The following is a 14,098-nucleotide window of genomic DNA, read 5'->3' on the forward strand; positions in this document are numbered from 1 at the left end:
GTTCGCGGCGCTGAAAGACCCTGTCTCCCGGGAGTACTACGACCGCAAACGGGCCGAGGGCAAACGGCACAACCAGGCCTTGATCGCCTTGGCCAGACGCCGCTGTGACGTCCTGTTCGCGATGCTGCGCGACGGAGTGCTTTACGAGGCGCCGCAAATCAAAGCGGCCTGACAAAACCCCCACATTAGCCGGCATCCCCGGGACGCCGGTCGATACCCCGCGACCAAAACCCGGACCGACAACCGCCAAGAAAAACTGCTCCCACCCGCTTGACAAAGAACATAGGGACACCCCCCTGACGGCGGGGGGCTTCCCACCGAACAGCACCAAAGCACATCGATCGGAGCCATCACCATGACCGCGCCCCTCGTCCGCAATACGCAACGGATCGATCGGACTGCCGAGAGCCCGGAAGGCACGAAACCACGGCAGAAGCGGTTTATCGCCAAAGCGGCGACGGTCGCGGCCCGGGTGATCACAACAACTGTGATGGTCGCGGCGGTGGCAGGGTTCGCCTTCCTCGCGGTCGGACCCCGCGTCCTGGGCTACCAGACCTCCACCATGCTCACCGGCTCCATGTCCCCGCTCATCAACCCCGGCGACGTCGTCGTCACCGTCCCCGTCCCGGTCTCCGAGCTCAAAATCGGCGACATCATCACCTACCACATCCCCGTGCAGGACCAACGCGTCGAAACCCACCGCATCGTGAAACTGGATGTCAACAGCCAAGGCACCGCGACCGTCCAGACCAAGGGCGACGCCAACAACGGCCCCGACCCCTGGACCGCCACCCTCGCAACCCCCACGGTGGACCGCGAAATCTTCACCATCCCCCACCTCGGCAACGCCATCCGCGCCCTCCGCGACCCCATCGTGTTGAAGGTCCTGATGTACGGTGCCCCGGCGGCCCTCGTGGGCATGCTCCTGGTCTCCATCTGGCGCAAAAAGCCTGAAAACACCACCACCGAACCAACTCAGCCCACGCTGGATCGTCGTCCGCTCAAGCGTTTGGCCAAGGAATTGCGGAGCAAGGAAGCGGCCAACAAGTTCGCGGCAACGTACACCCGGATGCTGCCGGTCCGCGTTGGGCGCATCAGCGAAGCTTTGAGCGCCGGTGACGATGCTCGTGCCATGGACGCTGTCCTCAGCCTCAAGACAAGTTCCGCGATGGTCGGGGCGCTCGGAATGGAAGAGCATTGCGTCCGCCTCGAACGCGCACTGATTGCGAGGGACCGCGCCGCGGCCGAGACTGCAGGCGAAGGGATCGAGCGGCACCGCCCGCAACTGGAAAAGGCGCTCGGCGCTACCGCCTGATCACGGGCCCGACGGCGGTGACCACCCGCCGTCGCCTCTTCACCGAAATGACGTACAAAGTGTAAGCATTTCGCGCGATAATTCGGCCGGATTTGTACACAAAGCATAGGTGTCGCCTGACCAGTTGTCAGGGTGGGTTTAGGACTGTCAACGTGAGTCATCCCACAGCTCTTCGTGAAGGAGATCACCTTATGACCACGATCAGGCCCCACGCGTCCACCGTTGAACGCGTGCCCCTGCGGTCCGCATTGCACGACCTTCCCGCATACAAGCCCGGCAAGGCCGCACCGGTTTCCGGAACCACCCAGTACAAGTTGTCCTCGAACGAGAACCCGTATCCGCCACTGCCGTCGGTCCGGGACGTCGTTGCCGAAGCCGCGGCAGGCATCAACCTCTATCCGGACATGGCGTGCACGGAAATTACGGAAGCGATCGCGAAGCGCTGGGACGTCCCTGCGGCCTCCGTGAGTTTCGGCGCCGGTTCAGTCGAGGTGGCTTCCCAGATCATCCGCGCGGTGGCCGGCGAGGGCGACGAAGTGATCTTCGCTTGGAGATCGTTCGAGGCGTATCCCATCCTGACGGGCCTTGCCGGTGCAAAGGCCGTCCACGTTCCCTTGACCGCTGACGAACGCCACGACCTTCCGGCAATGGCGGCTGCTGTGACCGAACGGACCCGGCTCATCTTCGTGTGCACGCCCAACAATCCAACCGGAACCTCCGTGACGGCCGACGAGCTGCATGCCTTCATGACGGCCGTTCCGCAGGACGTCCTGGTTGTCATCGACGAGGCCTACGTACATTTCAATGTGGACGCCGCAGCGGCCCACGGAATCGACTTCTTCCGCACCTATCCGAACGTAGTTGTCCTTCACACCTTCTCCAAGGCCTACGGACTGGCCGGCCTACGCATTGGTTACGCAATCGCGCCGGACTACATCTCCGCTGCCCTCCGCGCCGTCGCCATCCCGTTCGGCGTCTCCGCGCTCGCCCAGAAAGCCGCGCTGGCAAGCCTCGACGCTGAGGACGAAATCGAAGCCAGGATCACTTCGCTGGTCACTGAACGCGAAAAGCTCCACGCCGAACTGCTCAGCATCGGTTGGGACGTCTGTCCTTCCGAAGCCAACTTTGTGTGGCTCCGCACGGGCGAGGCCACACAGGAACTCGAAACGATTTTCACGGAGGCCGGCGTCATTGTCCGCGCCTATCCGGGTGATGGCATCCGGATCAGCGTCGGAACTCCCGAGGCGAACCGGCAAGCGGTCCAAGCGGCCAAGGCTGCCTTCAACCGGCTCGCAGCGGAAAGGTAAGAACGTTGAACTCGACAGTAACCACCGATTCGCCCCGATCCAGCACTCCTGCAACCGGGACCGTCCGGGGACTGAAACCCCGCCAGCTCACCATGATGGGCCTGGGTGGAGCCATCGGCGCGGGCTTGTTCCTCGGCAGCGGCAAAGGCGTCGCGGCCGCAGGACCGGCCATCCTCATCTCATACATCGTGGCCGGAGCGTTGGTCGTCCTCATCATGTGGATGATCGGCGAACTCTCCGCAGCCAACCCGGCCAGCGGCGCATTCTCGACCCACGCGGAAACCGCCTTCGGACCCGTCGCCGGATACACCATCGGGTGGCTTTACTGGGTCCAGTTGGCCGTTGTTGTGGCAGCGGAAGCCGGAGGCGCGGCAGCGATCCTGACCGGCGTCCTTCAATCCGCCCCGGCCGGGACGCCCATCCCGCCCACGTGGCTCCTGGCCACCGTGTTCATGGCGGCGCTCACCGCAGTGAACATGTTCGCAGTTTCCAAGTATGGCGAATTTGAATTCTGGTTCGCCTTCATCAAGGTCGCCGTCATCCTTGCTTTCCTCATCGTCGGCGCGCTGCTTCTCTTGGGCGTTCTCAACGGAAACAGCCCGGGCCTTTCCCACTTCACCGATTTCGCCCCGAAAGGCGCCGGCGGGATCGGCGCAGGATTGCTGATTGTGATCTTCGCTTTCGGCGGGACGGAGATCGTGGCTATTGCAGCGGGCGAAACGAAGAACCCCGAAAAGAGTGTGGCCACTGCCATCCGCACAGTCGCTTGGCGGATTTGCGTCTTCTATGTCGGTTCGGTGTTCATCATCGTTTCGATCCTCACCCCGGATGCAGCCAACTCCCCGGAAGGCCCCTTCGCCGCCTTGCTGAATGTCGCAGGAATGCCGGCGGCTGGAACCGTGATGGCCTTGGTTGCGGTATTCGCCCTGCTCAGTGCCCTGAACGCCAACATTTACGGCGCTTCACGCATGCTGCATTCCCTTGCCCAGCGGCGGCACGCCCCGGCGCACTTGAAGAAGACCGGCGCCAACAACGTTCCCCGTGCCGCAGTGCTGTGGACCGTAGTCTTCGGTTTCATCGCCGCCATGCTCGAAGCCATCTTCCCCGGAAAGGTCCTTGAGACCCTGCTGGCAATCGTCGGTTCAACCATCATCGTCATCTGGGCAGCCATTGCCGCCTCCCAGATCAAGCTCCGGCGCAGCAGGGACCTCGCCGCAACGCCGTCCGCGGCCCCTGCGACCTACCGGATGCCGCTCTTCCCTTACTTGTCCTACACCGCCGTCGGGCTGTTGGTGCTGATCGTCATCGTGGCAATGCTCGACGACGGAACGCGCACCCAGCTACTGCTCACCTTTACTGCCACCGCGCTTATCGCCGTCAGCGGGGTCGTTGTTACCCGCCGTACGACCAAAACCGCAGAACACCAGGAAGAACCAGTACTCCAGGAAGAACGCGTATGACCTCCGAAATCCGGCCCAAGGTGATTGAGGTTCCCATGCCGTTGTCGCTGGAGAACACGCCTTGGAAGTTCCTCATGCCGGCAAGCCGGAATTAGGATCCGGAACACTTTGGCGGGCTGGCAGAACGTGCCAGCCCGCCACTCAAAGACGACCTCGCTACGACCTAACGCCCATGGCTGACCGAGCAATCGGCAATTTACCCGAGCAGTCTGACGTAAATCTCATTGGGTGAAGATTTCTTTGGCGACGGTGATTGCGGACATGGCTTTGGGCCAGCCGGCGTAGAACGCAAGGTGGATGATGGTTTCCTTGAGCTCTTCTTCGGTGAGGCCGTTGGTCTTTGCCCGGGCGAGGTGTCCGCGAAGTTGTTCGGTGCTGCCGCTGGTGATGAGGCTGGCGACCGTGATGAGGCTGCGGTCCCGCGGGGAGAGCTCGCTGCGCTCCCAGATGTCGCCGAAGAGCACGTCGTCGGTGAGTTCTACGAGTTTGGGGGCGAAGTCGCCGATGAGTTGCTGGGCGCGGGTCTGGTTCGTTTCAGTCATGAAGATAACCTTCCGGGTGTGGGCTTGAGTATTTGGTTGAGGGTCAGGGTCGAAGGAGCCCTGTGCGGCGGAGCCAGGAATCGAGGGCAGCACCCGCGTCCTGGACTTCTTCACCGCGGATGGCGAGTCCTTCTCCGATGACGGCGCCGGGGCAGGTCCGGGCGTAATCGCGTTCTGTGGTTCCGAGCCCGCTCATGGCGTGCGTGGTGACGGGGTGGATGGTTTTGCCGGTGAAGTCGTGGCTTTGGGCGAAGGTGGTCATGATCATCGGTGCCCTCACGTTCCAGATTCCACTGGCCAGCAGGACTGTGTCGTACTGTCTGATGGAGGGTAGCGGGTTGGCGATGCCGGGCCGGGAATCGCTGTCCTGCTCCCGGACGTTCCTGGCCACGGTGGCGTCGTAACTATCCGGGTAGGGCTCTGCCGCCTCGATCCTGTGCACGTCACAGCCTGTCCGGTCTGTGATCATGCCGGCGAGTACTTCGGTGTTACCTATGGTGATGTTTTTCCGGCCGCCGTTGAAGTAGTTCTCCCCGGCGCGTGAGAAGCAGACCAACAGGACCTTGCCGGATGTCCCCGGTGCGGGGCCGGTGTCTTGTGAAGGCATGATTTTGGGTGTTCGCGTCGGCAAGGATTAGTCGATCCGTCGTCCGCCGAGCCAGGAGACTTTCTCGGGGTCGCGGTGGTCGAAGAAGAGGCTGGTCCCGGTGTCCAGGGCGGCGATCCGGCCCATCTGTTCGCCGGTGAGGGTAAAGTCAAAGACGTCCAGGTTCTGCGCCATCCGTTCGGGCCGGACGGATTTAGGGATGACGACCACTTCGCGCTGGATGAGCCAGCGCAGCACGACCTGGGCGACGGATTTGCCATGGGCTTCGGCGATGCTGCTAAGGACCGGGTCGGTGAACAGGTTGTTCTTCCCTTCGGCGAAGGGACCCCAGGACTCGATCTGCACGCCCCGCTCACGCATCAGGGCCTGGTCGGTCCCGCGCTGGTGGAACGGGTGGGTTTCGATTTGGTTCACCGCAGGGACGATCTCGTTGTGGTCGATGAGGTCCACGAGGCGGTCGGGGTGGAAGTTCGAGACACCGATCGCACGGGCGCCGCCTTCCTTGTTGATCTCCTGCATGGCCCGCCATTCACTGTAGTAGTCACCCAGGGGCTGGTGGATCAGATAGAGGTCGACGTAGTCGAGGCCGAGGCGGGCCAAAGAGTTTTCGAACGCGCGTTTTGTATCTTCCTGGACGTTGCCGGCCGGGGCGTGCTGGATCCAGAGTTTGGTGGTGACGAACAGTTCCTCGCGGGCGATGCCGCTGGCTTTGATCGCGGCGCCCACGGCTGCTTCGTTGAGGTAGGAAGCAGCCGTGTCCAGGTGCCGGTAGCCGGCTGCGAGGGCGGCTTCAACGGCGGCCTGGGTTTCTTCGTCGGGGATCTGGAAGACGCCAAAGCCCAGGATGGGCATTTCGACGCCGTTGTTCAGGGTCACGGTTTGCATGGATTTTCCTTTGCTTGGATGTGGGCGGGAAAGGCTTTATCGGGTTGCCCGGGTGTGGGCCGCTGCGTAATCGGCGTCACTGACGGGTTCGAGCCAGGTGGCGCTGTGGCCGTCCTCGTGCTCGACCATGGCCAGGTGGCTCATCAGGCTCCCGGGCGTGGCACCGTGCCAGTGTTCTTCACCGGGCGGGGTGTGGACGGTGTCTCCGGGCCGCATGAGGATCACCGTGCCGTCACGTGTTGCGACGAGTCCGGTTCCTTCGGTGCAGTGCAGGGTCTGACCCAGCGGGTGGGAATGCCAGTTGGTCCGGGCTCCGGGGGTGAAATGCACCAGGGCTGCCGTGAGCCTTGAAGGTGCTTCTCCCGTGTGGAGGGGGCTGAGGTAGACGTCTCCGGTGAACCTGCCGGCAGGGGCCTTGGTCGTGGGCGCGGGCTTGTTCAGTTTCATGGTGTTTTCCTTTGCTCGTGGCGCAGCGTCAGGGAGGCGAGGATGAGGAGGATGAGGATGGCGGCGGTCCAGCCGAGGCTGGTGCGGAGTCCTTCCATGAAGCCCTGCCCGCTCAGGAGGGCGCCGAAGACCGCCACGCCGAGGGAACCACCGACTTGCCGGGCGGTGTTGACCACGCCGCTGGCCGTCCCGGCGCGTTCGGCGGGAACATGGTCCATGACCAGGGCGATGATCGGGGGCACGGTGAAGGACCCGCCAACACCGACCGGCACCATCATCACGGCGACGACCAGCACCGGGGTGTCCGCCGGGAGCAGGCAGAGCCCGGCAAGGCCGACGGCCATGATCAACTGCCCTGCCGCGATCATGGCCACCTGACCGAAGCGGGCCATGAGCCGGGCCACGAGCGGGTTGAGCAGGGCAACGAGCGCGGTCATCGGCAGGAACAGCAGCCCGGTCTCCAAGGCGGTGGCGCCGCGCTGTTGCTGGAAGTACAGGCTTTGCAGGAACACCACCCCGTAGAAGGCGGCCATCGTGGCCAGTGCAACACCCAAGGTGGTCGAGACAGTACGGGACCGGAAAATATCCAAAGGAAGCATCGGTGCCCGGGCCTTGAACTGCACCACCATGAACACCGCCAGGGACACGGCACCCACAGCAAAGACACTAAGGATTCCGGGGCTTCCGTACCCGGCGGTAGCGCCCTCGATGATGCCGTAGGTCAGGCTTGCCAGGGCTAGGACGGCGCTGATCTGACCGGCCCAGTCGAAGGGCATCGGCCGGCGCGGTGAGCGGGCCACCCGGGAAAGGACCACCAGGGCCAGAACCCCGACCGGGAGGTTGACGAAGAAGATGAGCCTCCAGTGCACCCCGGTAAGAACACCGCCAAGCACGGGGCCGGCAGCGGCGGCAACGGAACCGCCCAGACCCCAGTAGACAATGGCCCGGCCGCGCTGCACGGCGTCGTGGTAGGCCTCCCTGATCAGGGCCAGGGACGCCGGGGTGATCATCGCCGCCCCGATGCCCTGCAGGATGCGGGCTGCGACCAGCACCGGGAGGTTCGGGCTGAACCCGCAGGCAGCGGATGCCACCGTGAACAGGATCATTCCGATCCCGTAGGCACGGCGTGCCCCGACCCTGTCAGAGAACGTCCCAGCGAAAAGCTGAAGAGCGGAGAACATCAGCGTGTAGCCGGTCACCACCCACTGCAGCCCGGCCAAACCCCCGCCCAGATCATCCCGGATCGCGGGCAGGGCCACATTCACGATCTGCGCATCAAGGGCAACAACGAAGAAGCCCAGCATGGCCACGGCCAGCGAAGCACGCGGCCGGGCCGTCACGACCGAAGGGCTGAGAATTGTCACAGGCATGGTGTCCTTTCCGGACAAGAAGAAGCAACTGATTCAAGAGAACCAGCCCCTTCACCTGCGCGGGAGTGCCTGTTGTGCGGTGTACTGCCAGTTCCTGTTAGGACCCTGCGTGGCGTCGTAGCGTAGAGGAATGGACAACACCACCGACGTCCGCGAGTTCCTCATGAGCCGCCGATCACGCATCACCCCCGCCCAGGCCGGGCTGGCCGCGTACAGCGCCACCCGCCGGGTCGCCGGGCTCAAACGCGAAGAAGTGGCCTTGCTGACCGGCGTCAGCACCGAATACTACGCCCGCCTCGAACGCGGAAACCTCCGAGGAGTCTCCGACTCTGTCCTGGACTCCCTGGCCCGTGCCCTGCAACTGGACGAAGCCGAACGCGCGCACCTGTTCGACCTCGCCAAAGCCGCCGCACCGTCCAGCCCATCAGGCAGCCGGAAGGCACGCCCCGAGGTCCGGCCCAGCGTCCAGCGGATCCTCGCCGGCATGACCGGTACTCCCGCCTACGTCCGGAACTCCCGGATGGAGATCGTGGAAGCGAACAGCCTCTGCTTCGCCCTCTACACCGGCATCCTCAGCCCCGACACCTTGCCGTTGAACCTGGCCCGGTTCATGTTCCTGGATCCTCGTTCCAAGGAATTTTTCGTCGAGTGGGAAACCCTGGCTGACGATTTCGCCGCGGCCCTGCGCACCGAGTCCGGCCAGAATCCCCGCGACCGTCATCTGAACAGCCTCATCGGCGATCTCGCGGCCGGAAGCACGGAGTTCTCCACGCGGTGGGCCCGACACAACGTCCGCTTCCACCGCACCGCACGCAAAACCATGCGGAACCCCCTCGTCGGCGAGATTGAACTCACCGGTGACGCACTGGTCCTGCCCGGGGAAGGTTTGACGCTCATCGCCTACACTGCCGAACCAGGCAGCCACGCCCAGGAACAACTCGACTTCCTCGCCAGCTGGGCCATCACCGGGAAGCGCTCGGGCGGCCATGCTCCTACCGGCTCCGTATCGGGCACAGGAACCGAAAGTGATGTGCAGGCCTGAACTCACGGGGGACCGACGCCTCAATCCGCACCGGTCGCTGCCCTAGCAAACCTCGAGAATCATGATTTGACGCAGATCCTCAACGGCTAAGCGTTACTGCGGCTCCCAACGGAACCAGCGGATCCCGATCACGGCAAACACCACGATGTAGCCGAAGCACACAAGGAGGGCGCCCGTCTCGGTTGCTCCCCACGTCGAAAGGCTCAGCACACCGCTGAACAAGTTGATCAAGGCGCCCACAGGCGTCCATGCGGCGATGTTCTTGAAATCATCGCCCAGGATGCCTGTGGAGCCGAGGATCCCCACCAGGATCAGCAGGATGAACAAGACCCGGCCGATCGCGTTGATGGCAGTGGCCGACTTGACCAGTCCGACGAGTGCCTGGCCGATGCTGAGGAACACCGCCCCGCCAAGCACCGCGACGGCGAGAAGCAAAAGGTATTCGCCCGGCGTGTAGTAGGTGTCGTGCATGATGCTGCCCACCACCAGTACGACGATCCCGACAACCAGACTCGTCACTAGCTGCACGCCGAGGCGGCTCGCCATGATGGCCCACGTGGGTGTCGGCGTGACGCGAAGCCGTTGGAACACCCCGGCTTCGCGGTCACGCGCCACGGTGATCGAGTACCCGATGAGCGCCGAGGACAACAGGCCATAGGTGATCGCCATGCCGATGAGGAAGCCGGTATTCCCCAGCTTGCCGCGGTTGGTGGTCACGAGGATGACGATGGGCAGAATGAAGTTGAGGATCAGCGCTTGCCGGCTGCGCAGCATGACGGTGGTGTCTGCCCGCACGAGGGAACGCAAGGTCAGCCCGATCGGCGGCCTGGGAGGAGCAACGGTTTCAGTCACGGATGGCACTTCCTGTCAGTCCGATGAAGACATCTTCCAAAGTGACGTCGCCGCGCGAAACGGCGAGTACGCGTGGATCCTCGCGGTGCATCGCCACGAGCTCATTTGGCGCACCCAAAGCCTGGAGGCGGCCACGGTCAATGATCGCGACTCGGTCACAGACCGCTTGTGCCTCCTCCATGGAATGGGTGGTCAACAGAATGCTCCCGCCCCTTCGGCGTGAGCCCTCGATCCGGTCCCACAACTGGCGACGGGATTGCGGGTCAAGGCCCGACGTCGGTTCGTCAAGTAGGAGGATCGGTGGATCGTGGATGGTGGCCACCATGAGCGAAAACCGTTGCTGTTGGCCGCCCGACAGCTTCTTGAACGGCTTGGCCGCTTCCTGCGCCAGCCCCGCGTCGGCGAGCCGCTCGCGCAGTTGCCGCCGCTGGAGGTTCAACCCGTACAGTCCCGAGTACAAGCGCGCGAGTTGCTCGATGGTCAGCTCCGATTGGAAGCTCGACGCCTGGAGCTGCACGCCCAGTTTCGCTTTGACGGAAAGCGCCGATCGCTCGGTGTCGGCACCATCGACGGTGACCCGTCCGCCGTCGGGCTTCCTAAGCCCTTCAATGACACTCAACGTGGTGGTTTTACCGGCCCCGTTGGGGCCGAGGAGCCCGAAGATCTCGCCTCGCCTGATGGAAAAGCTCAAGCCGTCGACGGCGGTCTGCGCGCCGTAGCGCGCCACGAGGTCTTGCACCTCAAGAATCAAAGGGCCTTCTGCATCGCTCACCCGGGCTACCTCCATCGTCGGGACGCCTCCATCACGAGCATAAGCTCGCGTCTTCTGGATGTGCGGTACCCGGGCGCTGGGAATGTCCTGTGAATCGGCGGGTGAGATCTCGGCCCCTTGTACGCTCCAAAGGGCCGAGATCTCACGTCAGGACTAGCGTGCCTTGCTGTGCATCACGTGCTTGGTGCGCGAGTAGTCGTCCAAGGCATACGCGGAGAGGTCGCGGCCGTAGCCGGAGCTCTTGAAGCCGGCCCAAGGCATCTCGTTGGCCAGCGCCAAGTGCGAATTGACCCACACCGTGCCCGCGTCAAGGCGGGAGGAGATATCGTGGCCCAACTGCGCATTGAGGGTCCACACCGAAGCCGCAAGCCCGTACGGGGTGCCGTTGGCTCGAGTCACTGCTTCTTCCTCCGTGGAGAACGTCTCGACCGTAACCACCGGTCCGAAGATCTCCTCGCGCGTGCAGGCGGCGCCTTCGGGGACGTCGGCCAGCACGGTGGGCGAAATGAAGTAGCCCTGCCCGGCGAGGGCTCCGCCGCCCAAAGCCGCGCGCGCGCCGTCGGACTGTGCTCGTTCAAGGTGCCCGAGGACGCGCTCGTAGTGCGCCTTCGAGATCATGGGACCGATTTCGACGTCGGACCCCGCGGTCGGCTCCCCCACCACCAAGGTGCTGACCTGCTCGACGAGGAGTTCGGTAAAGCGCTCGGCCACCGACTCGTGAACGAGGACACGGGTGCCGGCGCCGCACTCCTGGCCGGAGTTCCAGTACCCGGCCGCGCGGAGGGATTCGGCTGCGGCGGCGAGGTCGGCGTCGGCAAAGATGACCACCGGGGCCTTGCCACCGAGTTCGAGGTGGACGCGCTTGACCGTGTCGGCGGCAGCACGGGCGACGGCGCGGCCGCTGTTGACCGAACCGGTCAGTGCGATCATGTCCACGTCCGGGTGCTCAGCCAGCCGCTGGCCAACCACGGGGCCGAGGCCCGTGACGATGTTCAAGACGCCCGCCGGCAGCAGGTCCGCGATCAGCTCCGCGAACTTCAAGGTGGTCAGCGGGGTCTGCTCGGACGGCTTGAGCACGATCGTGTTGCCCGCGGCCAGGATGGGCGCGATCTTCCACACAGCCATCAGCAGCGGGTAGTTCCACGGCGTGACCACGCCGACGACGCCGAGCGGTTCGCGAAGGATGACGGACAAGTGGTCCTGGGCGTATTCACCCGCCGCGATGGAGGTCTGGGCCCGGACGGCCCCGGCCATGAAGCGGAACGAGTCGATGGACGAGGCGACGTCGTCCTCGGACACCATGAGGGGCTTGCCGCAGTTGAGCGATTCCAGCCGTGCCAGCAGGTCCGCGTTTTGGGCGAGCCGGTCGGCAATGGCCAGCAGGATCTCGGAGCGTTCCTTCGGAAGCTTTCGTCCCCAGGCTTGGCGGGCTTCGACGGCGGCGGCGACCGCGACGTCGACATCTGCCGCAGTGCCTTGCGGCACCTCGCAGATGGTGGCCTCGGTGCAGGGATCCACGATCGGCTGCGTCTCACTTCCGGATCCCGCTTGGAATTGCCCGGCAATGAAGTGCTGCGTGGGAGGAAGCTCGCCCGCCGCAAGGATCTGGGTAGGTTCGGCCGGGCGCCGCACGACGCCGGAAATGGTCTCTGTTGATGAAGTCATGATCGCTCCTGTTGGTTGATGGAAAGGGTCAGGCGTACGCAGCCTCGAGCTGCAGCTCGGCAACGAGCTTCCCGAGGCGGGCCACGGCGTCCGGGGCAAGGTCCTCGATAGGACGGCGGGGCGAGCCGATCGGGTGGCCAAGCAGCCCGAGCGTGGCTTTGACCGCCGGCACATACGGCAAGCTCAGGACGGCGTCGATCAGCGGATAGATCCGGGCCCACTCGGCCTTGGCCGCCGAGAAGTCACCGGCCGCAACCGCCCGTTGCACAGTTACGATCTCCCGCGGCACGATGTTCGCCGTACCGGCCATCACCGCGGCCGCGCCCTCGGTCAGCGCCGCGAGGATCAGGCTGTCCCAGCCGACGATTGTTGAGATGTAGTCGCTGTGGTGGTGGATCAGCTGGGTGGCCTGGCCCATGTCACCGCTTGAGTCCTTGACGTAGCGGATGTTCTCCACCTCGCGGGCAAGCGTCCCCACCGTGTCCGCATCGAGGTTGATCCCCGTCTGCGGCGGCATGTTGTAGAGCATCACCGGCACCTCCACGGCCTCGGCCACGGAGCGGAAATACCCTTTGGCCTCGGACAGGGAGAGCGGATCGTAATACGGAGACACCACCATGATCACGTCGGCACCGCATTCCTGCGCATGGCGGGACAAGCTGACCGCCTCCCGCGTGCTGGTCGCACCGGTCTGGGCAACCACCGGCACCCGGCCGGCGGCATGCTCCACGACGGTCTCCACCACCAAGCGCCGCTCGTCGGCGCTCAGCATCGCGAACTCGCCCGTGGAACCGCAGGCAACCACCCCGTTGACGCCGCCCTCAATTGAGCGATCCACAAGGTAGCGCAACCCCGCGACGTCGATCCCGCCGTCGGGCGTGAACGGTGTGGCGAGGGCGGTGAGGACACCGCTGAGCATCTTCGTTCCTTTCGGCTGGGCGGCCGGCATCAGTTGAACCAGCTATCTGCGGCTTTGCGGTTCTCGGCTGTTTCCAGCCACTTCTTGGCGCCTTCTACCGGGTCCTTGGCCTGGCTGACGTCGAGCATGAGGCTCGAGAACTGATCGTCGGTGATCTTGAAGTTCCCCATCCACTTCGCGACGTCCGGGTTCTTCGACGCGAATTGCTTGGACAGCACCACGTAGGAACCGTCGGGCTTAGGCCAACCGCCGAGGTCGTCCTGCAGGACCTTGATCGGCATGGAGGCAAACGCCCAGTGCGGCGTCCACAGGGCCGCCACAAGGGGCTGGTTTTTCGCCGACGCGTCCTTCAGCGCCGCGAGGGTTGCGGGGGTGCTTCCGGCGATCAGGTTGAGCTTGTCGGTCGCACCGTACTTCTGCAGGACCTCCGGCAGAATCTTCATTTCGCCCGAGCCTGCTTCGATGCCGAGGAGCTTGTTTCCATACTTCGAGGCGTTGTTCACCACCTCGCTGATGGTGTTCTCGGGAACCGACTTCGGCGCCACGAGTACCAAGCGGTCGTTGTTGAAGAACGGCTGCGGCAGGATGTCCAGCTGGTCCTTGTACTTGTCCACATAGGTTCCGTGCGTGGTCGGCAGCCAGGCGTTCAGGTAGCCGTCAAGGTCGCCGCGGGCAATTCCGGAGAAGCCGGCGGCGAGGTCCACCTGCTTGGTCTGGAGGGTGTAGCCGTGCTCCGAAAGCAATTCCTGCCAGAGGCCGGTGACGGCGACGTGTCGTCATAGCCGGCCACGGTGGCCACGGTAACGGTCTTGGCGCTGGGCTGGGAGCCGGCGGAACTGACTCCGGAACACGCACTCGCGCTTGCAAGGAGGGCGGCACAGCCAATGAAGGCTGCAATTTTCTTAATCAAGGTCT

General features: G+C 64.2%; 13 protein-coding genes and 2 pseudogenes. 5 read left to right on the forward strand and 10 right to left on the reverse strand.

Annotated features, from left to right (window positions below):
- The 4 genes and pseudogenes from E1809_RS14670 to E1809_RS14685 form a co-directional block, all read left to right on the forward strand.
- Positions 1-172, forward strand: a pseudogene (locus tag E1809_RS14670) (IS110 family transposase); the annotation flags it as partial.
- A gap of 183 nt (positions 173-355) precedes the next feature.
- Positions 356-1,315, forward strand: coding sequence for a signal peptidase I (locus tag E1809_RS27415; RefSeq protein WP_133204990.1), 960 nt, complete (start codon positions 356-358; stop codon positions 1,313-1,315).
- A 191-nt stretch (positions 1,316-1,506) separates the two neighbouring features.
- The gene (hisC, locus tag E1809_RS14680) at positions 1,507-2,622 is read left to right on the forward strand and encodes a histidinol-phosphate transaminase (protein WP_133204991.1); all 1,116 of its coding nucleotides are present in this window, start codon (positions 1,507-1,509) and stop codon (positions 2,620-2,622) included.
- 5 nt (positions 2,623-2,627) lie between these two features.
- Complete coding sequence (locus E1809_RS14685; protein WP_235835607.1) at positions 2,628-4,082, forward strand: amino acid permease; 1,455 nt, start codon at positions 2,628-2,630, stop codon at positions 4,080-4,082.
- A gap of 221 nt (positions 4,083-4,303) precedes the next feature.
- Here the strand turns inward: E1809_RS14685 and E1809_RS14690 are convergent, their stop codons facing one another.
- From E1809_RS14690 to E1809_RS14710, 5 genes are read right to left on the reverse strand one after another with little or no spacing between them, the layout of a single operon-like run.
- Positions 4,304-4,624: a carboxymuconolactone decarboxylase family protein gene (locus E1809_RS14690; protein WP_133204992.1), complete on the reverse strand. Its 321-nt coding sequence runs from the start codon at positions 4,622-4,624 to the stop codon at positions 4,304-4,306.
- Positions 4,625-4,667: 43 nt separating this feature from the next.
- Complete coding sequence (locus tag E1809_RS14695) at positions 4,668-5,231, reverse strand: flavodoxin (RefSeq protein ID WP_133204993.1); 564 nt, start codon at positions 5,229-5,231, stop codon at positions 4,668-4,670.
- 27 nt (positions 5,232-5,258) lie between these two features.
- A complete protein-coding gene (locus E1809_RS14700) occupies positions 5,259-6,116 on the reverse strand; it encodes an aldo/keto reductase (protein ID WP_133204994.1) in 858 nt (285 codons plus the stop codon).
- A gap of 36 nt (positions 6,117-6,152) precedes the next feature.
- Positions 6,153-6,563: a (R)-mandelonitrile lyase gene (locus E1809_RS14705; protein ID WP_133204995.1), complete on the reverse strand. Its 411-nt coding sequence runs from the start codon at positions 6,561-6,563 to the stop codon at positions 6,153-6,155.
- The gene (locus E1809_RS14710; protein WP_133204996.1) at positions 6,560-7,933 is read right to left on the reverse strand and encodes an MFS transporter; all 1,374 of its coding nucleotides are present in this window, start codon (positions 7,931-7,933) and stop codon (positions 6,560-6,562) included. Before E1809_RS14710 ends, E1809_RS14705 begins: the two co-directional genes overlap by 4 nt.
- Before the next feature lie 130 nt (positions 7,934-8,063).
- Here E1809_RS14710 and E1809_RS14715 point away from each other — a divergent pair, with 130 nt between their 5' ends.
- Positions 8,064-8,975: a helix-turn-helix transcriptional regulator gene (locus tag E1809_RS14715; RefSeq protein WP_133204997.1), complete on the forward strand. Its 912-nt coding sequence runs from the start codon at positions 8,064-8,066 to the stop codon at positions 8,973-8,975.
- 93 nt (positions 8,976-9,068) lie between these two features.
- Here the strand turns inward: E1809_RS14715 and E1809_RS14720 are convergent, their stop codons facing one another.
- The 5 genes and pseudogenes from E1809_RS14720 to E1809_RS14740 form a co-directional block, all read right to left on the reverse strand.
- Positions 9,069-9,827: an ABC transporter permease gene (locus tag E1809_RS14720; protein ID WP_133204998.1), complete on the reverse strand. Its 759-nt coding sequence runs from the start codon at positions 9,825-9,827 to the stop codon at positions 9,069-9,071.
- Positions 9,820-10,599: an ABC transporter ATP-binding protein gene (locus tag E1809_RS14725; RefSeq protein ID WP_205754197.1), complete on the reverse strand. Its 780-nt coding sequence runs from the start codon at positions 10,597-10,599 to the stop codon at positions 9,820-9,822. The genes E1809_RS14720 and E1809_RS14725 overlap by 8 nt, the downstream gene beginning before the upstream one ends.
- A 153-nt stretch (positions 10,600-10,752) precedes the next feature.
- Positions 10,753-12,264, reverse strand: a complete 1,512-nt coding sequence (locus tag E1809_RS14730; RefSeq protein ID WP_133205000.1) for an aminobutyraldehyde dehydrogenase — start codon at positions 12,262-12,264, stop codon at positions 10,753-10,755.
- Positions 12,265-12,292: 28 nt separating this feature from the next.
- Entirely contained in the window at positions 12,293-13,183 is an 891-nt protein-coding gene (gene dapA, locus E1809_RS14735) for a 4-hydroxy-tetrahydrodipicolinate synthase (protein WP_133205001.1), read from the reverse strand.
- Positions 13,184-13,212: 29 nt separating this feature from the next.
- A pseudogene (locus E1809_RS14740) lies at positions 13,213-13,941 on the reverse strand (glycine betaine ABC transporter substrate-binding protein); the annotation flags it as partial.
- Positions 13,942-14,098: the final 157 nt, after the last annotated feature.

This window comes from Arthrobacter terricola (assembly GCF_004354015.1).
Taxonomy (GTDB): domain Bacteria; phylum Actinomycetota; class Actinomycetes; order Actinomycetales; family Micrococcaceae; genus Arthrobacter; species Arthrobacter terricola.

What these genes read in the sequence shown, in the direction of transcription:
- E1809_RS27415 (WP_133204990.1), top strand. Translation starts at nt 356, where the DNA reads ATGACCGCGCCCCTCGTCCGCAATACGCAACGGATCGATCGGACTGCC.
- dapA (WP_133205001.1), bottom strand. Translation starts at nt 13,183, where the DNA reads ATGCTCAGCGGTGTCCTCACCGCCCTCGCCACACCGTTCACGCCCGAC.
- E1809_RS14715 (WP_133204997.1), top strand. Translation starts at nt 8,064, where the DNA reads ATGGACAACACCACCGACGTCCGCGAGTTCCTCATGAGCCGCCGATCA.
- E1809_RS14730 (WP_133205000.1), bottom strand. Translation starts at nt 12,264, where the DNA reads ATGACTTCATCAACAGAGACCATTTCCGGCGTCGTGCGGCGCCCGGCC.
- E1809_RS14695 (WP_133204993.1), bottom strand. Translation starts at nt 5,231, where the DNA reads ATGCCTTCACAAGACACCGGCCCCGCACCGGGGACATCCGGCAAGGTC.
- hisC (WP_133204991.1), top strand. Translation starts at nt 1,507, where the DNA reads ATGACCACGATCAGGCCCCACGCGTCCACCGTTGAACGCGTGCCCCTG.
- E1809_RS14700 (WP_133204994.1), bottom strand. Translation starts at nt 6,116, where the DNA reads ATGCAAACCGTGACCCTGAACAACGGCGTCGAAATGCCCATCCTGGGC.
- E1809_RS14705 (WP_133204995.1), bottom strand. Translation starts at nt 6,563, where the DNA reads ATGAAACTGAACAAGCCCGCGCCCACGACCAAGGCCCCTGCCGGCAGG.
- E1809_RS14710 (WP_133204996.1), bottom strand. Translation starts at nt 7,933, where the DNA reads ATGCCTGTGACAATTCTCAGCCCTTCGGTCGTGACGGCCCGGCCGCGT.
- E1809_RS14690 (WP_133204992.1), bottom strand. Translation starts at nt 4,624, where the DNA reads ATGACTGAAACGAACCAGACCCGCGCCCAGCAACTCATCGGCGACTTC.